Origin of the sequence: Microbulbifer variabilis (assembly GCF_020524905.1) — a bacterium.
Taxonomy (GTDB): Bacteria; Pseudomonadota; Gammaproteobacteria; order Pseudomonadales; family Cellvibrionaceae; genus Microbulbifer; species Microbulbifer variabilis_A.
Genome location: NZ_JAIVKI010000024.1, coordinates 13040 through 38747, shown reverse-complemented (window position 1 = coordinate 38747; position 25708 = coordinate 13040). Strand labels below are relative to the sequence as shown.

The window sequence follows — 25708 nt, the reverse complement described above, 5'->3', positions numbered from 1 at the left end:
GGTGTTGCGTTTCACTTTCCTACTACTTTTTTTACACATTCTTGTTGCATGTCACAGTGAGCCACCGGAGAAGCATTCAGTGCCTGTGCAGGCCGCTATAGCGCGCAAAGAAACTGGTTTCGAAGGTTATCCTTATTCCGCAGTGGTTAACCCCTACACCCAAGTGGATGTGGCCTTCCGTACAGAGGGGTACATCGATGAAATACCAACTCGCAGGGCCCTGGGGGAAGTCCGCATACTGCAGGGCGGGGACCAAGTGATTCAAGGTGAGCCTCTTGCAATAGTCAATGACGAGCAATACCGGGACAAAGTCATTGAAGCTGCAGCGAATGTGAGTAAGGCAGAGGCAGCTAGACGCAAAGCAGATTTGGACTACAAACGAGCCTCAGCCCTATTTGCTACCGCAAGTATCACTGCACCGGATTATGACGCTGCCCGGGAGGAGTATGAGGTCTCACAGGCTTCGGTTGTGGGCGCCAAAGCTCGCCTTGACACTGCCAGAGAGGATCTGAATGACACGGTACTGCGTTCTCCTCTAACCGGAATTATCCTGCAGCGCAATATAGAGGTCGGCACTCTGGTGCATAGGGATACGGTGGGCTTTGTGGTTGCCGATACCTCTCGGGTGAAGGTGGTTTTTAATGTGCCTGATGTGGTGTTGGGCTATACCAAGTTGGGTAGTGTCGTGGCTATGCGCACCGAGTCTTTACCTAGAAAAGTTTTTACCGGTCAAGTTACCGAGGTCTCCCCGGAGGCTGAGGAGCGCACCAGGGTTTTTACCATAACGGTAACGGTACCTAATCCGGATGCCTTGCTGAAGACCGGCCTGGTAATGAGCCTTGTACTGGATAGAGGCCAGGTTACCCCGAATCGTGTAGTGATCCCACTGTCTTGTCTGGTGACCCAATCGAGTGTGGCAGAAGGATTTGCAGTTTTTGTTTTGGAAATTGAGCAGGAAGTCCTGCGGGCAAAGTTGCGTAGAGTGATACCTGGGCCAGTAATTGGTAACAGCATCGTAATCTTACACGGACTCTCTGTGGGGGATCGTGTTGTGTCCAATGGTTCGGCACAGTTACAGGACGGCCAAGCGGTGAGGGTAGTGCCTTAAGGGAATATCAATGGCAGTTAAGGATGAGGAAACTAGAGAGGAGATCTTGGAGGCGGAGAGTGAACACCGCTTTAATACCGCACGTTTTTTCGTCGACAACCCTTCCATCTCCTGGGCGTTACTGGTTGGCGTTATGTTCTGGGGCCTTTTCGCCTACTTGGCAATGCCCAAAAGTAAGGACCCTAATATCCCAGTCCGTATTGCAACGGCAACCACCAAATGGCCAGGACAGAGTGCTATTAAGGTTGAAGAGTTAGTAACACGCCGAATAGAAAATGCTATAGCCCAGAGTGAATACCTGTATCAACCCGATGCCCGCTCTTTTGCCATAAAGTCTTTGACGCTTGATGGTGTTTCCATAGTGCAAGTCCAGCTTGCGCCTCATACCGATGTTACCAAGGCGTTTAATGATATAAACCTAAAGTTGATTGATGCTCAGGGGTCGTTACCAACGGGGACGCAGTCCACACAATTTAATACTGAGTTTGGCGATACCGCGGCCGTACTTTTGGCGGTGGCCAGTCCGCGAGCAGGTCCAACTGAAATAAATCTCAGAGCAGAAAATATCCGCGAGGCCATTTCGGAAGTTCGTGCTGAGTACAAACGTCAGGGACTGGAACAGCGCGTGAGTATTATGGTGGCCCTGCCGCTCTCAGTGCATGGGGCTAATGCCATGGCAGCCTTTCGGGTGTTTTCCAATTGGATGGAAAATGAAGGTTATGGTATCGCCTTTAAAGTCCTGTCTGGTCCAGGTTATATCGGGGTGGATTTCACCTCGGATAAAACTGATGAAGAATTAATGCGCGCCGAAAAGCGGTTTCTGAATGAACGCCTCAGTGCCCAAAAATTCTTTCCCGATGCCTGGGATCCATTTATCGTTCACGATCTTGCTAAAACTCACGAGCGCCTGGCTGCAGTAGCTGGAGCAAAATATAGCTATCGACAGCTGGATGATTTCTCCGATCTAATTGCGGCAAATATCCGTACGCTGCCCCAAGTTAAAAGAGTATTGCGCTCAGGGGTTTTACAGCAACAAGTCGACTTGATTTATTCTCAGGAGCGACTTGCCTCTTATGGTTTGCGCCCAGATATGATCGCCCCGGTACTCAATGCACGCAATACGACTATTCCCGGCGGTGTTTTGACTGTGGAGAATCGGGATGTTTCTATATTTCCCAGCGGTGATTTTACTGATTATCAGGAAATAGGGGATGTTCCTATTACTCTGAGTAAAGAAGGTACTCCTGTATATTTGCGGGGTGTGCTGGATATATCAATGGGTTATGAATCACCACCGCAGTTACTGAACTACTATATCAGCCGCTCTAAACATGACGGGACATGGCATCGTCATCGCAGTGTTAACTTATCAGTGCAGATGCTTGATAAAGAGCAGATCGGCGAGCTGGGCAAGGTGCTCACTCAATTACTAGATAAGGTTAGAGCCGACTTGCCTCCTGATTTAATAATTGAAAGGGTTTCTGACCAGCCTCGGCAGGTAAAGGAAAATGTTTCACTTTTTATTACGGCGCTGATTGAAGCTATCATCCTCGTGGTGATTGTGGCCTTTATAGGTTTTTCAGATTGGCGCTCAGCCGTGCTCCTGATGATCTCAATCCCAATCACTCTGGCTATGACTTTCGGTTTTATTCAGGTAATGGGGGTGGAAATTCAACAGGTCTCTATTGCGGCACTCATTATTGCCCTGGGACTTTTAGTAGATGATCCTGTTGTAGCCGGAGATGCAATCAAACGGCAGATGGCTGCGGGCAAGCCCTCTTTTATAGCTGCTTGGCTAGGCCCGACCTTGCTTGCCAAGGCCATTTTTTTTGCAACACTGACCAACGTAGTCGCTTATTTACCCTTTTTACTACTAACTGGTAATCAGGGTGACTTCCTACACAGTCTGCCGATTGTTATGGCCAGTGCACTGATTGCTTCGCGAATTGTGTCAATGACTTTTCTTCCCTTTCTTGGCAATCTCATTTTGCGTCCGCCTAAGCATGTTGAAGCAAGCTTGGAGAAAAAGCGAAAAGAGGGGCTTACAGGGTACTACTATCGTACAGCTAGTTGGGCAGTAGATAACCGAAAAGTTGTTTTACTGGGTTTTTTAGTTGTTTTGGTCGCTGGGTTTGCGCTTAAAATGCAGTTAAAAAACGCTTTTTTCCCCGATGATATACAGTATCTTTCCTATGTAGATGTCTGGCTGCAGAACGATGCCAGTATTGATGCTACGAATAATGTTGCCAGGCAAGCGGAGCGAGTGATACGGGAGGCGATTGAAAAATTTCAAAAAGAAAGTTCTAAAAAGCCTGACGAATCAATCCTGCAGTCCCTTAGTACAACCGTAGGTGGAGGTGCCCCAAGATTTTGGTATACCGTTAATCCTCGTCCGCAACAGGCGAACTATGGCCAGATTATCATCCGGCTGAGTAACAAAGATTTGACTCCAGAATTAGTGCCAGTTATCCAAAAAGCGCTTAGTGAGAATATCCCAGGTGCCGACTTGGATGTCCGCCAGTTGCAGACGACGCCGGTAGATTATCCCTTTGAAATTCGAGTGTCCGGGCGAGTGACGACCGGTTCAGAAGAGGAGAGAAGGGATATTGTTATTTTGCGACAGATTGCAGAAAAGGTGAAAAATATTGTACAGCAGTCGCCCTATGCACGCACTGTACGTCAGAATTGGGGTGGGGAGAGCCTGACCTTGAATATGAATGTGCTTGAGGACCGTGCTGCTATGTCTAGGGTTACCAATGAGGATATCGCCCTAGCTTCTTCTACGGGTATCAATGGTACTGAAGTGGCCACTCTACGTCAGGGTGATAAAGAGATACCCATAGTTGCTCGTTTGCGATTGGATCAACGGGGACAGCTACAAGATATTAATAACCTCTATGTTTTTTCTTCAGACACCGATGTCAGAGTTCCACTAGAGCAGGTTGCAACAACAGGAATCGACTTCAGGACCGAAAGAATTCGCAGGTTGGAACTATTTCGAACTATTTCTGTATTTGCATATCCTTTTAGTGGATATATTTCCTCGGATATTATGGGGGATGTTAAAAAGGAACTGGATGCCTTGCGAGAGACATTGCCGAGCGGCTATCAAATACAAGCTTCTGGTGATGAGGCAAACTCAATACATGGTTTTTCACAGCTGTTGATGATTCTTGGTGTTTCCTCCGCTGCAATTTTTCTGGCTCTGGTATTCCAATTTAGTAATCTTTTAAAACCACTAGTGGTATTTGCTACGGTGCCACTCGGTATGGTTGGCGCTTTGTCCGCGTTGTATATCACTCATCAACCGTTTGGTTTTATGGCATTTCTGGGTATTGTCAGCTTAGTAGGGGTGATTGTTAGTCATATCATTGTACTATTTGACTTTATAGAAGTGCGCCATGCCGCTGGCGACCCATTCAGAGAGGCCCTATTAGATGCGGGCATTCTACGCCTAAGGCCAATATTGATTACTATTGCGGCTACTACCTGTGCTCTGGTGCCCCTAGCCTTCCATGGAGGCCCCCTCTGGCAGCCTTTGTGTTTTGCACAGATAGGAGGCTTGATTTTGGCGACCTGTGGCACCTTACTGCTGGTGCCTGTGCTCTATACCGTCATGGTGGTAGATCTCAAGTGGATTCGGTGGGAAGAGAAATCCTCAGACCCAGATGGTGGCAGTAAAAGTGCTATAAAAGCATAAAGAATCTGCTTAACAGTCATACATCTGAGTGTAGGAATAGTCATCTCATCCCCCTTAAAAAACGGAGTATTAACTATGTTTGGGGCTTATAACCCCATTCAGCAATGAGAGGAAGTCAGATGCGTCTTTTAATGAAAATCCTGATTCCCGTTAAGAGCGGAAACAATGCTATTGCGGACAAGTCCATGTCAAGAACATTTAATGATTTCATTGCTTCAGCTGAGCCGGAATCCTCTTTTTTCTTTCTTGAAAATGGCAAGCGTGGAGCCATTTTTATTCTGGAGGAAAAGCGGCAGGATCGTCTGATGGCTTACAATGAAAAGTTTTTTTCTGCCCTGGGAGCGGAAATCTGGATTACCCCTGTTTTAAATCAAAAAGAGTTGCAAAAGCACCTTTAAGTAAGTGGAGCCTGGAAGTGAGAGGAGACTGGGCTTTCTGAAAGCTGTTGGAGCTTGAGAATTGGGACACTATACTGACTCTTCGGTTTACTAGTGGCTTTCACGGTAATTGCCTAGGTATTCAAACCCTTTGCAAGTGTGAGCCCAGGCATCGCAACTTACCAGAGGTGCTCTATGCCTGATACTGATAATAGAGGGATAAGGGGGGTATCAATTGGTTTAAGCTGCCTATTGGTTTTTATGTCTTTGGTCTTATCAAATGGTGCTGTTGGAAACCAATCCGGGATTTCTACTAGTGCTTATCGTTGGCAATTGGGTAATGCAAATATAATACAGCTCCATTCGAATGTGGACTATTCGCCCTTACCAGTCTTTCCCCATTATAGAGATATCCCAACTGTAAAAGGTTATATGGTTGTTTCTCCTTTTAAGATGACTGTTTCTATATCTCAAAACCAGTATGCATCGAGTGAACTTCTTGGGATCGTCATTTTTAGGACTATTGCTAGAGATGTTTCAACTTCTCAACGGGCAAAAACACTGCCTATTCGGCACTTCGACGCTGTGATTGAAAGCGATTTCAAGCCGACCATGGCCCGTAAAAGATACCACCGTATCTGTGACCGTAAGGCACCACGCAATTTAAGTCCTTGCTCTGAGGCGCAATGGAATTACCGCCAGGCGAAGGATTGCCTGAAAGCCCGAGAGGACTGGGAAGTGCAATGGGGCACACCGGAAACCGCAGAACCCCATGAACGAGCGCTGGAGAATGTGAGAGCCAGGGTTAAAAACGCTGAGAAAGATCGGCGGCGGTTTTGCGAGATCAAGGAAGATTCTCAGGATTGAAGGCCTTTAAGTTGATAGGACATCAATCCAATTCTTTATGTAGTTCAACAAGATTTGAATTGGCCCTATGTCCATGTTGTTTTTAGGCGTCGAAGGCCATCAGGAACTCCCAATCTTGCTCGTGCTTGTAATCTCCAGCAGTGACTCACCGCTATACCCTCTGTAAACTATTTCACCAATAGAACTTTTGATATGAGCGAAGTTAGTGGAAGAGCGTGTATTGTTAACCGGTGCCAGCGGCTTTGTAGGAAGAGCCCTCCTGCCGGCCCTCCGAGCCAAGGGTTTTGACGTACTGCCCGTGTATCGTCGAGCGGTTGAGGGAGGGCTTCAGATACCGCACATAGATGCGAAGACTGATTGGAGTTCCGCTCTGGATAATATTGACGTGGTAATCCATGCAGCTGCGCGAGTCCATGTAATGCATGAAACCGCAGATAATCCCCTGGCAGAATTTCGTAAGGTTAACTTGGAAGGTACCCTCCAACTGGCCCGTCAGGCCGCCTTATCTGGAGTGAAACGGTTTATCTACTTAAGTTCTATAAAGGTGAATGGGGAGTCAACTACCGGTAGGGGAGCATTTACTGCTGTGGAAACTCCCCACCCGGCCGATCCCTATGCAATTTCTAAAAAAGAAGCAGAGGATGCGCTGCTGGCTTTGGCCAAGGAGACCGGTCTGGAGGTCGTCATCATCCGCCCACCGCTGGTATATGGACCGGGAGTAAAGGCCAATTTTCACTCTATGATGAGGTGGCTTCAAAAAGGCATCCCCCTTCCCCTGGGTTTAGTAAGGAATCGTCGCAGCTTAGTTTCTATCTATAACCTGATCGACTTGCTCACTATTTGTATTGATCACCCTAAGGCCAAGAACCAGATCTTCCTTGTATCCGATGATTTCGACATGTCAATCACAGATTTGCTCAAGCAACTCTCCAGGGCCTTGGGGTGTCGTGCCCTACTAGTACCCGTACCAGAATCTGTTTTGACATTCACACTCACCCTACTGGGGAAAAGAGCCGTATCCGATCGTCTGTGTGGTTCCTTGCAAGTGGATATTGAGAAAACTAAGCAATTGTTGAGCTGGGAACCACCGGTAACTATAGAAGAGGGGTTGGTTAAGACTGCAGAAGATATGAAAAAACATAGTTTCAATCGATAGAAGCTAATTGTATGGGCCTTAGAGTTGAGGCCGTGCAGTAGAGTAACTACAGCGACCTTCTGTATCTAACCCTGCCTATTGACAATAGCAGAGTAGAATCCCATCAGATAAGAACTGGGAACATCAATAACCGAGCGATGCCCTGATTTTGCATAGAGTTTCACTCTGAGTTTTTCCCGGCGCTTGAGGGCGTTGGTGATTTGATCCTCACTCAATGCTACCTCAATGGTCTCCTCAATCATGCAGCTAACTGATGAAACGCAGTTGAGGGTTTTTAGATTTAGCTGAGATAATTCAAGCTGGTCTCCACCATTTAAGATCGCCTTTTCATAGTTGCGCCAGTTTTCTCTGTATGTGATATCAATATGCAGCTGATATTGACGGGCGGAGCCATCAGTGGGCGCTAGGGCTCGCAAATTAAAGTAGTACAAATTGTAAGTGGAGCCATCTGTTGTTCCCTGCATTGGGGGGCCGCTATATTCAATCGCGCTATTACCCGTAGTATTCTGTATTGTCACAGCTTGACGAACTTCACTAGCGCTTTTTTGTGTGATGTTTGTCGTAGCGCTACATCCGGCTAGTAAAACTGCTGCCAGACCGATCGCAAATTTGGTCATATACCCTTCCTACTACGATAGAGATTTTGATTTTATAGGGGCGAAGTATCTCATATTTGATATCTTTTGTAGTTATTGTAACGCACTTTTTTATATGATTGACAATATCGGTAATCGTGTAAAATTTGAGCTAATACAGCACCCTGTAATAAATTGATCAATACTCATATCATATTTGCATATTTGCATATTGGTATTGATTATTTAAGAAATGCTATAAGCAAGCTTAAATTAAACCATCTGCAAAAATTGATTGAAAATTTATCAGGGCCGTGTGCTCATGTACATCGAGAGCCGTAGGCTCTATGGCATCTGCTGTTGACTGATAGTCCAAATCTTTCTTATAGCTGCAGCGTTATTACTGACTCAGCTTACATCCAATAAGAAATAACAACTGGTTAATAACTGTGGATAGACGGTCAGCTTTTTGTGGTGATAAAAGTAAACAATAAACAGGATTGATGTTCTTATAATATATGGAAAGGTTTGAGGTGCTTCAATGAAGGTCAAGTATGTAACGGCCATTATTGTAGTGATTTTGGCTTTGGCTTTGCTGGTTTATTTCTATAATCATCAATTTGCTCGAGGCATAAAATTTGAATCGCAACCGATTCCGAGTGAAGTAATAAAAAGTAATGATGACCTCAAGAAGAAAGAAACAATTAATATTCTGATTATTGAAGGTGGCGGTGTTCGTGGTCTAATACCTCTCTATTTGATACGTCACATTGAAAAACGGCTTGGTAAGCCCATCGAGGATGTGTTTGATGTGTTTAGTGGGGTCTCGACAGGTGCGATTATTGCAACCAGCCTAAATATACCAGATGCGGAATTTAACCGCTTAGACGCCGAAGATGAAAGTATTTACTCAAAAACTGATAGATTAATCAATATTTATGAAAACGAAAGTGAATATATTTTCTCTACTCCCTGGTATCACAATATTTTAACGGTGAACGGGTATCTCTCACCAAGATTTATTGGGAGCCGGCTGTGTGATGTGTTAAAGAGAAATTATTCCACTGAGCTGAAGTTCACCAGTTTGGAAAAATACGTAATTATTCCCTCTCTGGATATACATAATGGTAAATTACACCTATTCAAGAATCGGGGAAGCGAGGCCTCCAACCTTCCAACAAATACGTTGTACCAGCTTATTATGGCCGCATCCAGCGCGGAAGCTTTTTTCACCCCCGTAGATTTTGTAACTACGGGTGACACTCTAAGTCACGAATATTTTGCAGATGCAGCAATTACAGCTAACGATCCCGCAAGCATTATTTTGCATGATGTAATCGAAAATTTTCCAGGGAAAAACTATTATGTGCTAATACTTGGGTCTGGGATTCATCCAGTATCTACTATGGATTTTAACTATAAGAGTTTGAAGAGCTGGGGTAAATTGCGTTGGTTTCAGGATGCTATATTTAGCATGAGCCGCTCTATGGACTATCAACAGATATTTTCACTTGAAATTGCAGAATCTTTAGCGTCAACACGTGTAAGGTATGACTATTTAAATGTTCTATTGATCGATCCATTTATAGGCCCCTTTGATTACAAATTAATCGATAAACTGAAAGTACTTTCGGATAGGCTTATCGAAGAAAATGCGGAGGAGATTGATCAAATAATTAATTATCTTAAGGAGGAAGGTTCGGAGGGAAATTGATGTGATTTTTTATATTTGATGCATCGATTTTTTTATTCCTTTTTATTTTTTGGGAGAATTTTTATTAATTCAGGAAGGTTCCTTCCAGTGGTGAATCCTGTAATGCCGCCGATGTTCTGCATCATAAATAAAAAAGTAGTTAGATCGATAATTTTACCATTTTTTTGAGTGTTTGCAGAGTGAAGCGCCTTTACGTACGTGTATTTCTCGAAGCACTTAGTTGATTGATTTCACTAAAATTCCTGTAATGTCTAACATGGTGTGATAAGACAAATCAAGCCTAAATTCACAACTAATACCCTAATATGATGCTATCTTCATGCTGAAAGTCCTCCGAGCATACTTACATATTGTCAGTTCAAGAAAATTAAATTCATTGAAAGGGAAAATGCAAAAGAAGTCATCGTATTGACAGTGGAAGAGTAATCAAAACCTCTAGATTTCTACGGTCGCTAAATCCCAGGAAAGATATGTTCAGCAGTACCAAACTATTGCAGGGGGTGCCGATCACTAGGACAGTCGCCATTATTCGGTAAATATATTCACTACGCATTAACACTTTTTTCAGCTGAAAATCGTAGAGGTAAAAGACAGCCAGGTGATAGTTGGGGGCAGTATCCTATTATGATTTACCTTTATCGGGTTGTTTGGCGCGCCAAATATAGCAGGATAAAGCATATTCTAATATATTGGATGCAATGACTATTGCAGTAGGGGCTAGGTTATCTTTCTCCTTCTTTCTAATAAAAAATACCCCATTTGCTGGTCAGCTAATCCAATTGAGCCCCTTTGAACAAGGTTTCGTTACCCTGAATGGAGAGCTCCTATGTGTTACTCCTTTGCAGTCCCTAATGATAAATCGCTGTCATTACTACCTGTTGAATTCAAGAAAGACGCTCGTGCCTGGAAGCAATTACGTCTGGACCAGAAGTGGGAAGTTTCTGCTGGGAAAGCTGAGATTCAGTATGTTCTCGGTTTAAAGGGACAGCCCCGAGTGAGTCAATTTCGTTTGGCGGGTGCGAGTGAAAGAGTCTATCCACGGTATTTTGCGCCAGGTATCGTTAGGGATGGGGGGCAAAATTGGCTGCGCCCTCTGCGTTACTCCTTACGGTCTGCAAATTCTGCAGTAGATCTATCGACCCGCTATAGCCTTTATAATGCCCGGTTGGATAGATTGTTGGATGCAAAGACCTGGCGACCTTTGATAGGGCGGCAACATGGCATTTTGCCTTTTTCTAGCTTCTTTGAGTGGGTCGAGCGCAAGGGGAGGAAAGCACAGGTTCAATTTACTCCTGTGCGTAAGGATTTAATGTGGGCACCAATCCTTTGGGATTACTGGGAATCTGTTGGCGGGGAGGTTGGTTACTACTCATGTACTTTGATTACTGATGAACCAGCCCCGGAGGTTGAGGCAACAGGCCATGATAGAAGCCCTATCTTTTTGGGTGCTGAATATGTGCAGGTCTGGTTAGATGCGAAGTCTTATACGGCTCCAGAGTGGCAGAATTTTTTGATGGGACACCGTGAGCCGGTAAAATATCAGGCCTTCGCTATTGCGTGAGAATTTGAGGGGTTGCTTATGGCTTCCCTCTTCTTTGTAGGCGGGTATTTCGAAGTTACTCTTGATTTTGATGACTGCTTAACTTTCTTGTCTGACCCGGCATGAAACAACTCTAGCGGTGTTGTCTCTATAGTAAATTCTACTATTTCTTACTCGCTGTAGGTGGTTCTTTATGCAAGCTTGGTTGTGTTGCGAAAGTTGTTCTTACTATTCCGCTGGTAATCTGAATCGATGGGCCGCGCACAGGGCTGGAGCATATGTATCAGCCTGACAATATGGTGGGGGAGTTACAAAGGGATATACAACTACTGGCCCAGGGTGAGGTGGATGGTGTGGAGGTAGAGTATTTTGACCCCCACACCTGGAAGTCGGCCACCATACTCTGCACCCTGCCCAGGGATCAGGGGCTATCCCTGAGCAAGGTCAGGGTCGTTGGTATCACCGATAAAACCAAAGCCTGGGGCTACGACATGCGCCCGCGACGCATACAGGGCTACCGCTGCACCCGTTTCACATTCAAAACCGAGATGGACGGACGGCCTCAACAGCCTTTATTTGAGCTGGTGCGCCCTCGCCGATGATATCCCCGGCTATTCGCAGGCGGGCAGGCTGTTGGCGGTTAACGGGCGAGAAATCACCCTGGATGCGGACCTGGAGTGGGGCGCAAGAACGTACTTCCTCGCCCTGCGTAAACGAGACGGCACCCTGTCCGGGCTCTATACGGCTACGCCAACCACCAGCGCTAACGTCGTAGCGATAGATTCCAATCTGGATTTTACGCCCACACTAGATGGCAGCATGGAGCCGCTGCTGTATATGTTAGGCGAGGCCAGGCGCTGGAGCCACCTGGCACTGATTACCGATATTAAACCCAGCGGCACCGAGCGGGTTGGTATGACGGCGGTGAATTACGATGAGCGGGTGTATGCAGATGATGATAATGGCCCATCATAGTCATGGTGGTGCTTAAATAACTCAAACTAAGTCAAAAAGAGAACAATAATGTGAAAACCTATAAATAATGCTAGACATTGTTATACGACCTCTATACTGTGGGGAAAGCTAGAAAGATCGTCTCTTATTTAAATCCTACATTTCGCAGTTTTATCCGTAATACCTCGTCCTGCAGCATCTAAGTTTCAGTCAGATTTCCAAGCAGTTTTAGCCTTTGTTAGGCACTAATATTTTTATTTTTTAGGATATGATTATGTCAAATGTAGTTAAAGGAACCGTAAAGTGGTTCAATGAACTTAAAGGTTTCGGATTTATTGGCCAGCAGTCTGGACCAGATGTTTTTGCTCACTCAAGTGCAATTGTAAACTCTAGCTTTAGAACCTTAATGGAAGGCCAAGAAGTTGAGTTCACAATTACCCAGGGACCGAAAGGCCCGCAAGCTGAAAAGATTACCATTATTTGAACTCTGATAGTTTGCTAAAAGTTAAAAGGGCTAGCCTGCTTAGGCTGGCCTTTTTTTTGCTCTTATTTCATACGGAGATGGGAAAGTCTCACGTGACTCAGCGTCAGGCAAAGGGAAGGTGTAAAAAAGGGCGAAGTAAGGCTGCCGGAGTTGAAGAGATAACCGATGGCATACTACTGGTGAGTGAATGGCAGTAATAATTAAGACCTGGGTAAATTTTAAATATATAAAGTCTTAGAAGTAACTGGGCCAAAGTAGCCTTTGATGCTTAAGACTTATATGCGTTTACTTTTTTTACTAGTTTTTACAGCCTTACTAAGCGGCTGCTACGAAGCGGAGCCTGAGGCCTACGACCGCCAGCAGTGGCTTCTCCGCTGGTCTGATGCGAATGGTGGCTACCATAATGATCCTACCCACTAATCATGCAGTAAATAATGTTTTGCGCTCAACCATAGTCAGCAAAGCTCCGCCACGCCCCTTGCCTATAACGGTATCACCTTCCCAGTCGCCAATCCGATTCATTCGGTCTACAACAGCTGGCCGATCATCTATGCACACTCTGTTTTTGATCTTTCCACGTCGATCATACTTACCGTATCGCTTGCGATAAGGTTTTGAGGCAATCCTAAGATGCTTGTATAAGTCTCCACCATTTGCCTGGTCTAAATAAATTAGTTCGTAGATTGTCTCATGATGTAACGATACACCTGTATGTCTCTTTAAATAGCTCGCAGTTTGCTGGGGACTTAATTCTTTCCGAGTTAGGGTGTCTATTTGTTGCCACACGCCATTAGTCACTTTCTGTGTCTTATACGCTTGTTGGCGTCTTTTTTCTGCAAGCTTATGTGCTTGTCCTGGACGATATCCTCGCAAGCCTATATTGCGTCGTAACTCTCGGTTGATCGTCGAGGGAAGTCTCTCTAACAATTTTGCTATTGCATTCTGAGAGTGTCCGGCTTTTCTTAGGCTGTAAATCTGGTATCGTTCGTTCTCGCTCAGTTGGTAGTAGCTCATCAGTGCCTTTCTCTTGGTCGGGAGAGGTGCCGACTCTACCAGCTGAGCCCTCCTTTACCAATTGCACTTATTATCCGAAACCAAGTTGTGTAAAATTATTAGATATTGTTTAAATTGCATAATGAAAATTTGAGAAGGAATTTGATTGTGAGTAACCGTAAGCTTGCACTAGCATTAGGGGTATTTGGTCTTGTATTTATTTTGACTGTAATTATCTTTCCTGCGCAAGACTGGGCTCATGCTATTTTCTCTAAAAATGAAAGTGCCTTTGCTGGAAAATTGGCTGTACTTGAGGGTCGTGTTGAAGAGATTTACAGATCTCAACAGCTTCTGCAACAGGATATTGATAAATTAAATTTTATAACTGGTGCGGATAGTGGGGATCTCGATGTAAAGGAGTTGTCTTCAGGGGTTTTACAACCGGAAGGGCCGGTCGAATACAATCCGAACGATGATCCCTCTACCAACATGGATTTTAGAAAGCTTCAACTAAAGAGGCTTATTAATGTAGGCTTTAACGAGGAGCGAGCGGAATATGTATTATCTCTTTGGGGTAGGTTTGAATATGATCAGATGCAAGTAGCATATAAGCTGCAACATTTGCCTGACAATTCCTCACCAGAAGCTCAAGAATTAATGGCGGAGTTTGATAGGTATAGCTCCCCCTTTCTCTATATGTCCAAAATGCTAAGCAAGGAAGAATTTGATTTATATGCAAAATCAGTAGGGATGAAACCACAGTTGACAATTGGAAAGGTGTTACCTGATTCTCAGGCAAGTAGAATTAACCTAAAGCAAGGCGACCAAGTGCTATCTTACAATGGTGCTTCAGTTGTAACAATACATGATCTTCGACAAATGATACAACGTATCCCGCCTGGAAAGAGCATCCCATTAGAAATTATTCGAAAAGGAAAGGATTTTTCAGAAACAGTATATATATCTAGTGGCCCGCTGGGTATATTGAGCACTGAGTAATCCTACCCATCAACAACGGACATGCCATTAAGCGGCTGGTTGTTCCTTCAGTTTTATCTCACTAAAGACCCCATGTTTCAGTGATCACGGGCATAAAAAAGCAATTTATTGAGGTGCCCTGCAGTCTATCTCTATATATTCAAATATTGTTTCTCTCATTGAACACCTTATGGAAAAGCGGTTCCCATGAACCGCCTTCACCTCGAGTGAGTGGAAAAACGTTTTTGCACCAATGTTGTCGTTGATGGGTAGGGTCAGTAGGCCGGCCCGGTCAAAAAACGTACTGCAAAAACGCGCCGGTCACTCCTCCCCACGCCTGCCGATTCTGGGCGCTCTTTTAGTTGATGAAATGGCATAAGAGGTTAGGGCCTGAGCTGGTACGAGATCTTTAGCCAGTGGGAATTTCACGAAGCGAAAGGTTTTGAAGCTCTTTGAATAGATTATTCACTGATCAGAACCTCGGAATACTGGTGTGGACTGCAGGGGCAGAGGGCGACTGAAGCATTTTTTTGGCTTGGGCTGGCGCGGTCAGACCTGGTTTGGGTAGCGCTTGGTCAGGCAACTATCTTGAGTTTTTTGTTTTCTTCACTTCAGCTAAAGCCTTAGAAATTGCTTGCCTTGCCTTCGTGTATGAGCTTTTGGGGTCTGCTTCATTAGGCAGAACAGTGAATTGCTTCTCTTTGTCGGTTAGTGGCTTATCGCTCATCGTCATGGTCCTTATCGAGATCAATGATCATCTTTCCATCTCTGTCACTTTTTCCAGACGCCAAGCCTTCTGGTTCTTTGATCTTGCCTTTGTCTGCTCTCATTTTTTGGGCTAGTTTTTTTAGGCCGGCTTTAGCCCGCTCTTCTTTGGAAAGCTTTTTGAGCTTCTCGTCATGGGCAGTATTGAAGTCTTTGATTTTGTCATTCATCAAATAATTCTCCGGATACAGCTGTCGCTTCTGGGATCATACTGGAACCCTTTTTGTTCATAGTAATCTCGAACATCATTATTTATGGGGTGCATGATTTTTACATGCGTAGCACCGAGAAGAGTGGCATAAGCGTATAGGGCCAAATAAGTTAGGTCTAAATGTGGCTCCCCAGCTTCTGGTGACTTCTCGATATAGTCCAGCCTTAACCCTGTAGCGTGATATGTAGGGCGCCCCATGGCAAAGCCTACTAGGCGGTTCCCGGCCCAGGTAGCAGACTCAAATCGCTTAGGGAAATTAAGTTTCCAGCTTATCCAGGAAGAAGGCCAGTCCCAATCAACCTTCCGGTTGGGGTGATTCTCCCAATGCCGGAAAGCCGCATAGGAGGCAGTATCGACAAGTTCAAGGCGGGTATCTGGTAGATCCAGTGCCTCATTGGCCATTTGGATCGATTGCCGTCTGAGTTCGGCATACCTGCGCTCTAGCTCCTCGCGCATGCTCAGCTTGTAGACTGCCATATAAACTCCTTTTCAAATGGCTTTTCTGCTTTTTTCTTTCAGCTGGAGGAGGGTACGGTCGCCATGAAGGCATGCACTTTCCGCCTCCCTGGCAGTAAGAGATATTTTTGCGTTGAGACTTTGTTGAGACTTAAACGAAAAAGGGCGGTACCAAGAAGATTGGTACCGCCCTTCGGTGCTTGTAACTCTATGATTTACAAGGCTTTATATGGCGGTGGGGCAGTCCGCCTATTTACCTTCCAGGCTGATCCTATCATTTCCATTGAACCCTAGTAAATACGGGGCCTGTAAGGCATTTTCCTTCCAGAAGCATCCGGCCTTAAACCATGAAATCCGTGATAAAGTGGGGGAACAAGTGGGGGAATGGAAGCTATCATGGAGGATATATGGGAAAGCTAACCGTAAAGGGTATCGAGGGGATCAAAACACCGGGCAAATATGATGACGGCGATGGCCTGCGTCTATTTGTGCAGGTATCTGGTGCAAGGAGCTGGGTTCTTCGCTATCAGCTTCATGGCAAACGCAGGGAGATGGGCTTAGGCAGCCTGAATGATGTGAGCCTTAAGCAGGCCAGGGTGGAAGCTGGAATCCAAAAGAGGCTGATTCTGCAAGGGGTCGACCCCGTTGAGGAGCGCCGACGCACCCAGCAGAAGCAAAAGGCTGCAGCACAGGGGGAGAAGGCAAAGACTGTCATGTTCCGTGATATGGCTGCTGATTACATTGAGGCCCACCGTGGAGGATGGAAAAGCACCAAGCATACTCAGCAGTGGGAGAACACCCTTCAACAATACGCTTTCCCAGTGATAGGTGATAAGGCCTCCTGTGATGTCTCCACTGATGATGTGCTGGAGATGCTGAAACCAATTTGGCTAGAGAAACCTGAGACGGCAAGCAGGGTCCGCAATCGAGTGGAGCTCGTGTTGGATGCGGCTAAGGCGCGGGGGCTTCGAGAAGGTGAGAACCCTGCCCGCTGGCGTGGTCACCTGGACAAGTTACTCCCAAAGCGCTCAAAGGTTCGTCAGGTGAAGCACCATAGCGCGCTGCCTTGGGCAGAGCTGCCCGAGTTTATGCTAGAGATTGCCAAGAGAGAAGGGTTGGCTTTCAGGGCTATGGAGCTGACTATCCTGACAGCAACTCGCACAAGTGAAGTGCTGGAGGCGACTTGGGATGAAATAGACTTCGAGGCCAAGTCGTGGACAATTCCGGCTGAAAGAATGAAGGCGGGCAAAGAGCATAGAGTCCCACTAGCACCACCTGTGATAGCTCTACTGGAATCTATACCACGAGTCGATGATAGCCGGTTTCTATTCCCTGGCCGAGATGAGGGGCGGCCACTTTCGAATATGGCCATGCTAATGGCATTGCGCCGGGTAGGCCGTGGCGACCTAACTGTCCATGGGTTTAGGTCAACTTTCCGTGATTGGGCTGGCGAGATGACTCCTCACCCGCGTGATGTGTGTGAACAGGCACTGGCCCACAGCCTTGGAGATTCAGTAGAGGCTGCCTATAGACGCGGTGATCTATTTGAAAAGAGAAAGTCACTAATGGCCGATTGGGCTGCCTATGCAACCACCGCTCTAGCGGATAACGTAGTATCGATACGAAAATAATGGTTGGAGCGGGCTGTGAAAGTGCTGTAGTAATGCGCAAATACAACAATTGTTGTACGGAGACTCCTATGATTCAGATGTTGGTATTTTATAGAGGCGTCCAAACAATATAAAATGACATGTTGTCATCTAAAAATGGATCTTAGGAGTATTTGTGAAAAAAATAATTATTTTGTTAGCCTTATTTCTATCTGGCTGTGCAAATTATACGCATCTTATAAAGAATCTAGAGCCCATAGAGTCGGACAACTCCATTGTCCTGGAAAGCCAATTGACTTATGAGGCGAAATATGGATTGGCAAAGGTAAATTGGAAGGAAGGGTTGGAGCGTGGGATTTATCGCCCTGAATTTGAAAATGAATTTGGGACTTTCTATCGGGGTCCCGAAGCCTGTGTGATTCAATACATGGAAAAACTATCTATGGGTCCATTCGAGGGAGGAATCTGGATTCCAAAAGATAAAGTTAATAATTCACCAAGGCTTTATTATTACTTCAATTACAATAAATCTAACGCACAGGCAGCAGGTGGGTTGGTAGTGTCTGCGATATTGGCGGGTTCGAAAGGGGATCTAACCATGATGCCAGTAATTACGTCCACAGAGTTTTTGGATAAAATCAAGATATCAAATTTGGATTAACTATCCGTCTTCGTAAGATAGATGTTTAAACGCTGGCTAGGCGCTGTTGTCGCAGCCTTCGGCTGCGGTAACAGCCTAATGCAATGTCGCCCTGCCCCTGTTGTGAATCTTGTATCGATACGAAATCAATGGTTGAGACTGAGTGATGAAAGTATTGGTATAATATTTAGTGTCGCGAAAAGAGGGATTAAAATTCCGAAAATTTTGCAAATTCATGAAAAGAGGTTTTCAAACGTCACTGAAGAATTCTAGCTTGAGAGCAGAGCTTTACGCGCAGATAGACTTAAGAAAAGCAAACGTAGTATCCGAAATTTATACCATGCGATCATCTCAATACACTAAGATATTCATTAGGTTTTTGGCTCTCTTAACATTTGTAGTGTTAGCCGGGTGTGTAGTTAACCCAGATATAGAAAATGCAAAAAATAGAAGCGAAAGGGTTATTTCCCAAATAGAAGTCTCGTTGCATTTCGAAGAGTACAATTCTCATCCAGATATGAAGGCTCTAGCCATAGCCGTTTCTGATAAAGGGGCGGCCTCTATTGGATGGGCATATGACTGTAGAACACAGGAAGAAGCTAATATTTTAGCTCTAAAAGAGTGCGAGTCTCGTAGAGATAACCGTAAGGTTAAACAGCGTTGCTACATCTATTCTGAAGGACATGCAAGTCTGTCAGATAGGAAAATCACAGATATTTATCTAGGTGAACTTCATGAAGAGGCATCCGAACTAGCCGAAAGCGGAGAGTATGAACGAGGCGTTAGTGTGGCTATGGAATCCTTAAAAATTGCTGCGGATAGAATTGGCCCTGATACTCCTCAGGTGGCGCGGGCCCTTAAAAATTTAGCTTACTTCAACTTAATGAATGGTAATCTAGAAAGTGCAGAGTTGAATATCAAGAGAGCATTAGAAATTTTAGAAAAAAGTCGCGGTACTAACCATCCAAGTTTTATATCTACACTAGATAATTTGGCCGACTTTTATCGTGTAACAGAGCGTCCAGAAAGAGCAGAACTGATAAGTAGACGTGCTGAAGAGATTCGACTGCAAGTGAAATATTCAAGCGAGAAATCAATCTGATCTAGATTTCATCCTGAAACTTGTGGTTATAGGTGAAATAGATATTCATCACTATTGCCGACGTATATTTTTCCCATAGCTTAATTGTAGTAGTTCAGGTTTGACTTGATAGGGTGTCTTCTAAATAAGCGGGAATTGTAATGGCAAATCTGAACTAATCAAGCAAATGGTTTTATGCAGCACCATCCAACCTCTTATCTATCCAGGCCTCTATCTCTCGGCTATCCCAGCCGACAGCGCCCGGACCTATGCGGCGCTGCTTAGGGAATAGTCCCTCTTGGATCATCCGGTAAATACTACTGCGCTTATAGCCGGTGTAACGCTCGACTTCTCGCAAGCGCAGTATACGACGAGGTGTTTTCATACCCCTATTTATTAATTCTTGGTTGTGGTTCATCATTTTTCTCCTTTGTAAACTTAGACTGCACTAGTCTTGCTTAGGCTGAATTTTGACATTCAGAAATGCTGTGGTTGGATGATCTAGGAAGCTCCTTCTGTGATAGATTTTCCTTTTCGTTCTTTTAGCTTTCCATCCACCACGCTGTAAATCTTTGCGGTGTCTGTTTTCTTGTCGAATATCTGTACCCAGCTGGTGAAAATATCGCTTTTAGCAATTTGTGTTGCCACTTCAAAGGCTTTTTTTTCTGTGTGGTATGACTGCCTTAAATCCTTTACACCACCCATCATTAGGTTGTAGGCGCCGCTAAATAGGGCGTATCGTTTCATTGGTTTCTCCCATTTTTAAAATGGGCTCCATACCGGCAGCCCTAGGACGGTTACAGCTGACTAGTGCGCCTGGGCGCGGTTAAATTTTTTAGCTGGCTTTGGGTATGGGCTTGTCTTCAACAAGGTCGCGAATCCAGACCATGCCTTTGGCCGTTACTTTGGTGGTGATGTACTGCACTTTTACCGGGCCGCGGTAATATTCATCGGCTATGGCAATTAGCAGTTGTTGTGAAACGGCCTGTTTTGTTGGCGTATTGCGCATGGGTTCACAGTCATGCAGCAAGCCGTTTTCCCGCATTAATTTCAGCAGGGTATTTCTACCCAGTTTCACGGTTCTGGCGGCCTGGGTGATGGTGAAGGTTTTTTCCTTTTTCACGCTGCCTCCTGTTTTTTCGGTTTTATTTGTGAGGTTTGAGCTTGTTGAGCTGCGAGTATGCGCAGTTGATTTATTTGGATTTGTTGCAGCTGTACTGTGCGTGCTAGCTCTTCGTAAAGTTCTAAAATCCGGCTAAATTCACTCATGGCTTAACCCCGTTGTTTTTTTGAACTTCCTTTCTCTGCCGATGGCGGGTTCCCAGTATCGACAGGGTTGGCAGCTCCAGCCGCGTAGTTGCAATTGCCCGTTAAATGCGGGTTCTGCGGGTTTTCCGCAGTGGGGGCAGGGCATTTGCGGGAGCGGCTGGGCTTGGTTCACGCGGCTTTCTTCCTCTGTATTTCCAGGTGATTCCAGTCGCGCCAGAGGGCGTGGAATCTTTTCTCGCCGTTTGCAATCACGCTTTGCGGTTCTCTGCCGTGGTAGCGGAGGTTGATCACGTTGAGTGCGTGCTGGTAGTTATCACCATCGAGTAGGGCGAGGTCTGCAACGGGGACCGCAAAATCACTGCTATTCCAGGCGGAAAGCAAAACCTTTGCGGCAATTTCACTGGCGCCGGTGTGGCGGTTGGCTACGGTGAGCAGGGTTTCCACACTCTGGGTTGGGCTGAAAGTATTCATGCGGCATCACCTCCAAATGGCGGCCAGTCGTTGTGATGTGTTGGCCGTGTAAGAGTGGGTTTTGGCTGTACTAAGCGGATGTGCGCCTTGTGATGGGCGTTGGCGATATCGATGCGGTGCTTGAGGCGATCAACATCGTTTTTGCTCATTGCCGTTGGATGTACAAACACGGTGGCGGTCATACGAGTCCCTCCGGGTTGTTGCGGATGCGAATGGTTCGAACTGTGGGGCGGCGCTGGAAGCGGGTGCGCATTTGGTCTTGGGCGTCCGCACTGATGCCGCTGAGTACGCAGGCGAGCAGGACGAATTGAATCAATCCGTGTTTAACCGCCTTCGCCACCGCGTCTGTGCTGTTGCGGGCGTGCAGCTTGTAAAAGCACTCCGCCAGCAGGTTGGTGACGTTGGTCACAGAGCACTGCATGGCTTGGGCGGTCTCCCGATTGGAGAGTCCACGGGCGCGGTGCGTTAGCGCTTCGGCTTGGCGTGGGGCCAGTGGTCTGAGGTGCTTGGCGGTGTCCATTTGAGTGCCCTGTCCTTGGTCGATAGGGCGACAATAGTAAAATCCTATTTTTCAGTCAATAGGGAAATACTATTTTTGTATATTTAAGTGTCTGTGTGTTGTTTTCTTGCCAGTGTAAGAAGCTTGATAGTGAGAAGTGCGTCGTATTGATTGAGGTAGTGGTCGCATGTTTGTTTGCAACCACTACCGCTATCTGGTGAGGAGAGTGGGGAACGGAAGGCTGGCTGGAAGAAGTTACTCTGGGTAGAAGGACCCGATGATCACGCCACAAAAGGCCACATCTAAATCCGTAATATCCATGGTGGGATAGCTTGGATTGATGGGGCGTAGAAACAAGCGCCCCATGTCTTCCGCAAAAGTCTTAAATGTGGCTTCACCGTTTAGGCGAGCGATCACGCGGCTGCCATTGACTACAGGTTTTTCTGGATCGACAAAGATAATAATGCCTTCCGGGTAGCTTCTTTGCCCTGGGTACGGGCTTGCCATGCTGTCACCCCTCACGCGCAATGCGTAAGCATGGTCAGAGTGAGGCGTTGGGCAGGGTAGCCACTCTTCTGCATCACCAGGCTGAAGGAGATCTATCGCCTCACAAAATTGCCCCGCCTGCACCCAGCTAATTAGCGGGATGCGCCCCTTAATGTCTGGTCCCTTTGTCACATTGCCGGTGGTGGATTTGTCGGACTCAGGAGACTGAGGCCAGTCCATCCATCCAGCCTTCAACCCAAGCGCAGATTCAATTTTTCTGGCAGTGCGAGAACCAATGTTGGTATGCCCGCCACAGAGTTGATTAATGTAGTTGTTGTCTGGATAGCCCAACTTCTCGGAAATGGCGGTCCTGCCGTGCTTGCCGGCCAACAGGTTGAGATTGTCTTTGCGTATGTCTTTGATTTCCATCGCTCAATTATGCCATTAGGAAAACACTAGCGGTTATTAGGGAAACCCTATTGACTGAGGAATAGTAATTCCCTATTGTTTCGCCAAGGAGGGGATTAGCTATGACACCACGACAGTTCTATTACGCGTATTCAAAAGAGAAAGTGGAGCAAGTTGCCAAGGATGCTGGCACCACTTTCGCCAACTTTAAGCAGATTGCTGTTGCTCGCGGGTCTGTTGGCCGAGGTTTGGCAGAGCGGTTGTGTTTGGCCTCGGGTGGGGAGATATCTGAGCTTGAGGCTCTATATCCAGAACGCTACGAAGAGCCTGCAGAAGTTCAGCAGGCAAGTTAAGCCCGTGCGGGTTAGTCGGCAAAACCAGAATAACGATCATTTCAAATCCCCATTTTGTTGTCCTTCCATTCTGCGGTGTATGAGGGTTGGGATTAATGCATTGCGATATATGGGGATATGACCAGGGTTATCTCAAATAACCACAGGAAGGGCCGGTGAGGGACGCCAATCCAGCCCGCTTTGAAGACGGCGGGAAAGACCGCTGACAGCCGGGAAAGACCGGCACTCAGAATTATTCAGTCTCCTGCCGTTCGGGATAGGGCAGCAGTGCAGGGACTTTAAGAAGGGCACGTCACGACCTCGGGAAACCCTATTTGCATCGAGGAGAAACAGCGCCAAGGGCCTGGGAGGGTCCCAAGCCGGTGGAAGGCCGGCTCTTTTCACTGCGCTTCGGGCGCTTCTGTTTTAGGGGGAATTCTCTATGTACGAACAGTGCACTATGGATGATGTGCGCCGTGCGCTCACGTTTGTTCTCGATTATGCCGTGCGCGATACCTGGGTAGAGATGGGTATGGCGATTAAGGCGGAGTTTGGTGATTCGGCCTTTGATATCTGGGATGAGTGGAGCCAGCAGGCCGATAACTATTGCCCTCGCTCGGCGAAAAGTACCTGGAAAAGTTTTAAACGGTCTGCCGGTGGTATCGGTATAGGCTCACTGTTCGCCAAGGCGAAAGAGGGCGGTTACAAGTTTGAGAGCCGGGAATTAACACCAGAGGAAAAAGCGGCCTGGGCTAAGGAAAAGGCGGTGAGGGATAAGCAGCGGGCTGAGGATGTCCGCAGGGAGGAAGCTGAGACAGCGGCTTGGCATGAGGCCGTAAAGCAACAGGCGCAGGCGATCTGGTCGGAACTAAAACCTACAGGACGAAGTAAATACCTGGGTGCAAAAAAAATTGGTGCGCATGGGGTTAGGTTTTTCCGTTCCGCGGTGTTGCTGATTGAGCGAGAGGATCATTTGGAGCGGGTAAGAGATCAGGGAAAAATCTCAGAGTTCTTCAAGCTACCTAAAGATGGACGTGGAAACTGCCACTACTTTAAAAACGGTTACTTTGCGATCCCGATGACTGATATCGATGGAGTTATTTGGAACTTGCAAGTTATCACCCCTAATGGAAGAAAATTATTTCTACGCAATGGACGTAAATCTGGTCTATTTGTTCTCCTCGGTGAGATAGACCAGCGCAAGCCATTGGTGTTGGCTGAGGGCTTTTCCACTGGTGCCAGTGCGCGTGAGGCTACAGGATGTCCTGTATTGATCTGTTTCGATAGCGGTAATTTATTGCCAGTTGCCGCGCAGATTCGTGAGCGATTTCCCGATCAACACATGGTTTTCGCTGCTGATAATGATCTGCATTTGGAGATGAATGACGGTGTAGAAAAGGCCAAGGCTGCAGCGAGGGCTGTTGGTGGTTCCTCTGTGTGGATTCCCTCATTAAAAGATGAGATGGAGGAGAAAGCTGCGTGAGTAAAAAAAAGCCAGAGGGATTTGATTTTAATGATATTCATTGCCGGTATGGTCTGGGGGAGGTGCGGCGGCAGTGGGATGCTTTTATGGAGAATGTGGTTATCTTCCCGCGCCCATCTGATGGGGTGCCTTCTGAGGCTTTAGAGAAGGCAGAAATTATTAATGATGCCCCGCCTATTGATGAGATTCCTCCTGAGTATTCTGAATCTCCCGCGCCCTCTGAGGCTGGGAGCGATTCCAGTGGGTTATTTGATGAATTCGGTCGTTTCTCTTACCAGGCGTTGATTGATCACTTTTGGTATGTGTGGGGAACCCGGCACGCCTGGGACAATATTAATCGAGAGCAGATTGAGCTCTCGAACTTGCGTCATGGGGTAGGGAGAGAACGTTTTAAGCTGTGGGAAGAGTCTACCGAGCGACGATGGGTAAAGGATATTGTTTTCTCACCTGGCACGGACATGGGGCCAAAATATGTAAACCTTTATACCGGTTTTAAAATGGACCCTGATCCTCGAGGTAGAGTGGGATGTTCGCGTATTCTGCACCATATTTTTAGGCTTTGTGGTGAACGTGATGCTGAGTTTGAGTGGTTGATGCGTTGGATTGCGTATCCTTTACAAAATCCTGGTGCCAAAATGGATAGCTCAGTGATCATGTATGGCAGTGAGGGGCCAGGTAAGTCGATCATTTGGGAGAAAGTGGTTAAACAAATCTATGGCGAATACTCTGTGACAATTGGGCAGGCTCAGTTGGAGAGCCAGTTCACTGGGTGGAAATCTCGTAGACTCTTTGTTTTAGCCGAAGAGGTGGTAAGCCGCTCCGAACGAAATCACCATAAGGGGATGCTGAAGCAAACCGTGACAGGTGATACCCATATGATTAATGAGAAGATGCTGCCTGAACGGGAAGAGTCGAACCACATGAATTTTGTGTTTCTTTCAAATTCCACGGTACCACTTGAGTTAGATATGGGTGATCGGCGCTATCTTGTGCTGTACATCGATAAAGTACCGAAAAAGCAATATTTTATCGATTTATTTGCTGAAATAAAAAATGGTGGTGTAGAGTGTTTCTATCATCACCTTTTGAATCTCGATATGGGAGACTTTACTCCCCATACCAAGCCGCCAGATAATGATGAAAAGGAAGAGTTAATTAATGCTAGCTTGCCCTCTCCAGCCTATTTCCATAAGCTCTGGAAGCAAGGTGAGTTAGATATTCCGTATAAGTCAGCAGTTGCAGGAGATTTATTTAAAGCATTCCAGCGATGGTGTGAGCGATCAGGCGAGTTCAAACGGACCGAGAGATACTTTGGAGCTGAGTTAAAACGGGTGATGCCGCAAGTGCGTCTCAATATTAAATACCCTGAACAATTAAGTGCACACATAACCAAGCGTATTTATGTGACTGAGGAAGATATGGACTTCAAATACGATACACACTTTGCAGAGCGTTTGGGTGATTCGTGTCGTCAATTTAAATCAGCAGTTGCTCTTGGTACGGAGGAGTGATCAACAAGTGATCGATTTTATGACACTTATGACACATCTA

At 46.2% G+C, this 25708-nt stretch carries 30 protein-coding genes and 1 pseudogene; 18 read left to right on the top strand and 13 right to left on the bottom strand.

What is annotated here, in order from left to right; genetic code table 11:
• Position 1 precedes the first annotated feature (1 nt).
• The 5 genes from LC073_RS19635 to LC073_RS19615 all read left to right on the top strand — a co-directional run bounded on the left by LC073_RS19635 (position 2) and on the right by LC073_RS19615 (position 7208).
• Positions 2 to 1108: an efflux RND transporter periplasmic adaptor subunit gene (locus LC073_RS19635; RefSeq protein WP_226649047.1), complete on the top strand. Its 1107-nt coding sequence runs from the start codon at positions 2 to 4 to the stop codon at positions 1106 to 1108.
• Between the two features lie 10 nt (positions 1109 to 1118).
• Complete coding sequence (locus LC073_RS19630; protein ID WP_226649046.1) at positions 1119 to 4808, top strand: efflux RND transporter permease subunit; 3690 nt, start codon at positions 1119 to 1121, stop codon at positions 4806 to 4808.
• Positions 4809 to 4939: 131 nt separating this feature from the next.
• Positions 4940 to 5206 (top strand): hypothetical protein, encoded by a 267-nt coding sequence (locus LC073_RS19625; RefSeq protein ID WP_226649044.1) that lies wholly within the window; start codon positions 4940 to 4942, stop codon positions 5204 to 5206.
• 174 nt (positions 5207 to 5380) lie between these two features.
• Complete coding sequence (locus tag LC073_RS19620) at positions 5381 to 6052, top strand: hypothetical protein (protein WP_226649042.1); 672 nt, start codon at positions 5381 to 5383, stop codon at positions 6050 to 6052.
• A 205-nt stretch (positions 6053 to 6257) separates the two neighbouring features.
• On the top strand, positions 6258 to 7208 hold the full coding sequence (locus tag LC073_RS19615; RefSeq protein ID WP_226649040.1) for a UDP-glucose 4-epimerase family protein: 951 nt from the start codon (positions 6258 to 6260) through the stop codon (positions 7206 to 7208).
• Positions 7209 to 7273: 65 nt separating this feature from the next.
• Here the strand turns inward: LC073_RS19615 and LC073_RS19610 are convergent, their stop codons facing one another.
• Positions 7274 to 7825 carry a hypothetical protein gene (locus LC073_RS19610; protein WP_226649038.1) on the bottom strand — a complete coding sequence of 184 codons (552 nt, stop codon included), beginning with the start codon at positions 7823 to 7825 and terminating at the stop codon, positions 7274 to 7276.
• 499 nt (positions 7826 to 8324) lie between these two features.
• Between LC073_RS19610 and LC073_RS19605 the strand changes: the two genes are divergently transcribed.
• From LC073_RS19605 to LC073_RS19580, 6 genes are all read left to right on the top strand, one after another.
• Positions 8325 to 9497, top strand: a complete 1173-nt coding sequence (locus LC073_RS19605) for a patatin-like phospholipase family protein (protein ID WP_226649037.1) — start codon at positions 8325 to 8327, stop codon at positions 9495 to 9497.
• An 826-nt stretch (positions 9498 to 10323) separates the two neighbouring features.
• Entirely contained in the window at positions 10324 to 11058 is a 735-nt protein-coding gene (locus LC073_RS19600) for an SOS response-associated peptidase family protein (protein ID WP_226649035.1), read from the top strand.
• Between the two features lie 257 nt (positions 11059 to 11315).
• Positions 11316 to 11639 carry a hypothetical protein gene (locus tag LC073_RS19595; protein ID WP_226649033.1) on the top strand — a complete coding sequence of 108 codons (324 nt, stop codon included), beginning with the start codon at positions 11316 to 11318 and terminating at the stop codon, positions 11637 to 11639.
• The gene (locus tag LC073_RS19590) at positions 11614 to 12012 is read left to right on the top strand and encodes a hypothetical protein (RefSeq protein ID WP_226649031.1); all 399 of its coding nucleotides are present in this window, start codon (positions 11614 to 11616) and stop codon (positions 12010 to 12012) included. Before LC073_RS19595 ends, LC073_RS19590 begins: the two co-directional genes overlap by 26 nt.
• Before the next feature lie 247 nt (positions 12013 to 12259).
• Entirely contained in the window at positions 12260 to 12475 is a 216-nt protein-coding gene (locus tag LC073_RS19585) for a cold-shock protein (protein WP_413231462.1), read from the top strand.
• A 264-nt stretch (positions 12476 to 12739) separates the two neighbouring features.
• Positions 12740 to 12895 (top strand): hypothetical protein, encoded by a 156-nt coding sequence (locus LC073_RS19580; protein ID WP_226649028.1) that lies wholly within the window; start codon positions 12740 to 12742, stop codon positions 12893 to 12895.
• A 6-nt stretch (positions 12896 to 12901) separates the two neighbouring features.
• Here the strand turns inward: LC073_RS19580 and LC073_RS19575 are convergent.
• Positions 12902 to 13489: pseudogene (locus LC073_RS19575) on the bottom strand (IS30 family transposase); the annotation flags it as partial.
• Between the two features lie 147 nt (positions 13490 to 13636).
• Here LC073_RS19575 and LC073_RS21865 point away from each other — a divergent pair.
• On the top strand, positions 13637 to 14467 hold the full coding sequence (locus tag LC073_RS21865; protein ID WP_226649026.1) for a PDZ domain-containing protein: 831 nt from the start codon (positions 13637 to 13639) through the stop codon (positions 14465 to 14467).
• A 105-nt stretch (positions 14468 to 14572) separates the two neighbouring features.
• Here the strand turns inward: LC073_RS21865 and LC073_RS19565 are convergent, their stop codons facing one another.
• From LC073_RS19565 to LC073_RS19555, 3 genes are all read right to left on the bottom strand, one after another.
• Positions 14573 to 14701, bottom strand: a complete 129-nt coding sequence (locus tag LC073_RS19565) for an IS3 family transposase (RefSeq protein WP_413231463.1) — start codon at positions 14699 to 14701, stop codon at positions 14573 to 14575.
• A gap of 461 nt (positions 14702 to 15162) precedes the next feature.
• Positions 15163 to 15381, bottom strand: coding sequence for a hypothetical protein (locus LC073_RS19560; RefSeq protein WP_226649025.1), 219 nt, complete (start codon positions 15379 to 15381; stop codon positions 15163 to 15165).
• On the bottom strand, positions 15381 to 15899 hold the full coding sequence (locus tag LC073_RS19555) for a hypothetical protein (RefSeq protein ID WP_226649023.1): 519 nt from the start codon (positions 15897 to 15899) through the stop codon (positions 15381 to 15383). The genes LC073_RS19560 and LC073_RS19555 overlap by 1 nt, the downstream gene beginning before the upstream one ends.
• A gap of 386 nt (positions 15900 to 16285) precedes the next feature.
• Between LC073_RS19555 and LC073_RS19550 the strand changes: the two genes are divergently transcribed.
• From LC073_RS19550 to LC073_RS19540, 3 genes are all read left to right on the top strand, one after another.
• Positions 16286 to 17509: a tyrosine-type recombinase/integrase gene (locus tag LC073_RS19550; protein WP_226649021.1), complete on the top strand. Its 1224-nt coding sequence runs from the start codon at positions 16286 to 16288 to the stop codon at positions 17507 to 17509.
• A gap of 154 nt (positions 17510 to 17663) precedes the next feature.
• A complete protein-coding gene (locus tag LC073_RS19545) occupies positions 17664 to 18149 on the top strand; it encodes a hypothetical protein (RefSeq protein ID WP_226649019.1) in 486 nt (161 codons plus the stop codon).
• A gap of 253 nt (positions 18150 to 18402) precedes the next feature.
• Entirely contained in the window at positions 18403 to 19230 is an 828-nt protein-coding gene (locus LC073_RS19540; RefSeq protein ID WP_226649018.1) for a tetratricopeptide repeat protein, read from the top strand.
• Positions 19231 to 19402: 172 nt separating this feature from the next.
• On the opposite strand, the gene LC073_RS19535 is transcribed toward LC073_RS19540, so the two are convergent.
• The 8 genes from LC073_RS19535 to LC073_RS19500 form a co-directional block, all read right to left on the bottom strand.
• Positions 19403 to 19627 carry a helix-turn-helix transcriptional regulator gene (locus tag LC073_RS19535; RefSeq protein ID WP_226649016.1) on the bottom strand — a complete coding sequence of 75 codons (225 nt, stop codon included), beginning with the start codon at positions 19625 to 19627 and terminating at the stop codon, positions 19403 to 19405.
• Between the two features lie 83 nt (positions 19628 to 19710).
• Positions 19711 to 19956, bottom strand: coding sequence for a hypothetical protein (locus tag LC073_RS19530; RefSeq protein ID WP_226649015.1), 246 nt, complete (start codon positions 19954 to 19956; stop codon positions 19711 to 19713).
• 88 nt (positions 19957 to 20044) lie between these two features.
• A complete protein-coding gene (locus LC073_RS19525) occupies positions 20045 to 20332 on the bottom strand; it encodes a phage antirepressor KilAC domain-containing protein (protein ID WP_226649013.1) in 288 nt (95 codons plus the stop codon).
• Complete coding sequence (locus LC073_RS19520; protein WP_226649011.1) at positions 20329 to 20478, bottom strand: hypothetical protein; 150 nt, start codon at positions 20476 to 20478, stop codon at positions 20329 to 20331. Before LC073_RS19520 ends, LC073_RS19525 begins: the two co-directional genes overlap by 4 nt.
• 168 nt (positions 20479 to 20646) lie before the next feature.
• Complete coding sequence (locus LC073_RS19515) at positions 20647 to 20949, bottom strand: hypothetical protein (protein ID WP_226649010.1); 303 nt, start codon at positions 20947 to 20949, stop codon at positions 20647 to 20649.
• Positions 20946 to 21131, bottom strand: coding sequence for a hypothetical protein (locus tag LC073_RS19510; RefSeq protein WP_226649008.1), 186 nt, complete (start codon positions 21129 to 21131; stop codon positions 20946 to 20948). The genes LC073_RS19515 and LC073_RS19510 overlap by 4 nt, the downstream gene beginning before the upstream one ends.
• A complete protein-coding gene (locus LC073_RS19505) occupies positions 21128 to 21469 on the bottom strand; it encodes a response regulator transcription factor (protein WP_226649006.1) in 342 nt (113 codons plus the stop codon). The genes LC073_RS19510 and LC073_RS19505 overlap by 4 nt, the downstream gene beginning before the upstream one ends.
• A gap of 234 nt (positions 21470 to 21703) precedes the next feature.
• Positions 21704 to 22363: a LexA family protein gene (locus tag LC073_RS19500; RefSeq protein WP_226649004.1), complete on the bottom strand. Its 660-nt coding sequence runs from the start codon at positions 22361 to 22363 to the stop codon at positions 21704 to 21706.
• Positions 22364 to 22464: 101 nt separating this feature from the next.
• Between LC073_RS19500 and LC073_RS19495 the strand changes: the two genes are divergently transcribed.
• The 3 genes from LC073_RS19495 to LC073_RS21860 all read left to right on the top strand — a co-directional run bounded on the left by LC073_RS19495 (position 22465) and on the right by LC073_RS21860 (position 25668).
• Entirely contained in the window at positions 22465 to 22695 is a 231-nt protein-coding gene (locus LC073_RS19495) for a hypothetical protein (protein WP_226649002.1), read from the top strand.
• Between the two features lie 421 nt (positions 22696 to 23116).
• Positions 23117 to 24157 carry a PriCT-2 domain-containing protein gene (locus LC073_RS19490; RefSeq protein WP_226649001.1) on the top strand — a complete coding sequence of 347 codons (1041 nt, stop codon included), beginning with the start codon at positions 23117 to 23119 and terminating at the stop codon, positions 24155 to 24157.
• Complete coding sequence (locus LC073_RS21860) at positions 24154 to 25668, top strand: DUF5906 domain-containing protein (protein WP_226648999.1); 1515 nt, start codon at positions 24154 to 24156, stop codon at positions 25666 to 25668. The genes LC073_RS19490 and LC073_RS21860 overlap by 4 nt, the downstream gene beginning before the upstream one ends.
• Positions 25669 to 25708 lie beyond the last annotated feature (40 nt).

What these genes read in the sequence shown, in the direction of transcription:
- LC073_RS19500 (WP_226649004.1), bottom strand. Translation starts at nt 22,363, where the DNA reads ATGGAAATCAAAGACATACGCAAAGACAATCTCAACCTGTTGGCCGGC.
- LC073_RS19630 (WP_226649046.1), top strand. Translation starts at nt 1,119, where the DNA reads ATGGCAGTTAAGGATGAGGAAACTAGAGAGGAGATCTTGGAGGCGGAG.
- LC073_RS19560 (WP_226649025.1), bottom strand. Translation starts at nt 15,381, where the DNA reads ATGAATGACAAAATCAAAGACTTCAATACTGCCCATGACGAGAAGCTC.
- LC073_RS19515 (WP_226649010.1), bottom strand. Translation starts at nt 20,949, where the DNA reads ATGAATACTTTCAGCCCAACCCAGAGTGTGGAAACCCTGCTCACCGTA.
- LC073_RS19510 (WP_226649008.1), bottom strand. Translation starts at nt 21,131, where the DNA reads ATGACCGCCACCGTGTTTGTACATCCAACGGCAATGAGCAAAAACGAT.
- LC073_RS19495 (WP_226649002.1), top strand. Translation starts at nt 22,465, where the DNA reads ATGACACCACGACAGTTCTATTACGCGTATTCAAAAGAGAAAGTGGAG.
- LC073_RS19550 (WP_226649021.1), top strand. Translation starts at nt 16,286, where the DNA reads ATGGGAAAGCTAACCGTAAAGGGTATCGAGGGGATCAAAACACCGGGC.
- LC073_RS19580 (WP_226649028.1), top strand. Translation starts at nt 12,740, where the DNA reads ATGCTTAAGACTTATATGCGTTTACTTTTTTTACTAGTTTTTACAGCC.
- LC073_RS19555 (WP_226649023.1), bottom strand. Translation starts at nt 15,899, where the DNA reads ATGGCAGTCTACAAGCTGAGCATGCGCGAGGAGCTAGAGCGCAGGTAT.
- LC073_RS19535 (WP_226649016.1), bottom strand. Translation starts at nt 19,627, where the DNA reads ATGAACCACAACCAAGAATTAATAAATAGGGGTATGAAAACACCTCGT.
- LC073_RS19520 (WP_226649011.1), bottom strand. Translation starts at nt 20,478, where the DNA reads ATGAGTGAATTTAGCCGGATTTTAGAACTTTACGAAGAGCTAGCACGC.
- LC073_RS19625 (WP_226649044.1), top strand. Translation starts at nt 4,940, where the DNA reads ATGAAAATCCTGATTCCCGTTAAGAGCGGAAACAATGCTATTGCGGAC.
- LC073_RS19605 (WP_226649037.1), top strand. Translation starts at nt 8,325, where the DNA reads ATGAAGGTCAAGTATGTAACGGCCATTATTGTAGTGATTTTGGCTTTG.
- LC073_RS19600 (WP_226649035.1), top strand. Translation starts at nt 10,324, where the DNA reads ATGTGTTACTCCTTTGCAGTCCCTAATGATAAATCGCTGTCATTACTA.
- LC073_RS19530 (WP_226649015.1), bottom strand. Translation starts at nt 19,956, where the DNA reads ATGAAACGATACGCCCTATTTAGCGGCGCCTACAACCTAATGATGGGT.
- LC073_RS19505 (WP_226649006.1), bottom strand. Translation starts at nt 21,469, where the DNA reads ATGGACACCGCCAAGCACCTCAGACCACTGGCCCCACGCCAAGCCGAA.
- LC073_RS19595 (WP_226649033.1), top strand. Translation starts at nt 11,316, where the DNA reads ATGTATCAGCCTGACAATATGGTGGGGGAGTTACAAAGGGATATACAA.
- LC073_RS19610 (WP_226649038.1), bottom strand. Translation starts at nt 7,825, where the DNA reads ATGACCAAATTTGCGATCGGTCTGGCAGCAGTTTTACTAGCCGGATGT.
- LC073_RS19620 (WP_226649042.1), top strand. Translation starts at nt 5,381, where the DNA reads ATGCCTGATACTGATAATAGAGGGATAAGGGGGGTATCAATTGGTTTA.
- LC073_RS19585 (WP_413231462.1), top strand. Translation starts at nt 12,260, where the DNA reads ATGATTATGTCAAATGTAGTTAAAGGAACCGTAAAGTGGTTCAATGAA.
- LC073_RS19490 (WP_226649001.1), top strand. Translation starts at nt 23,117, where the DNA reads ATGTACGAACAGTGCACTATGGATGATGTGCGCCGTGCGCTCACGTTT.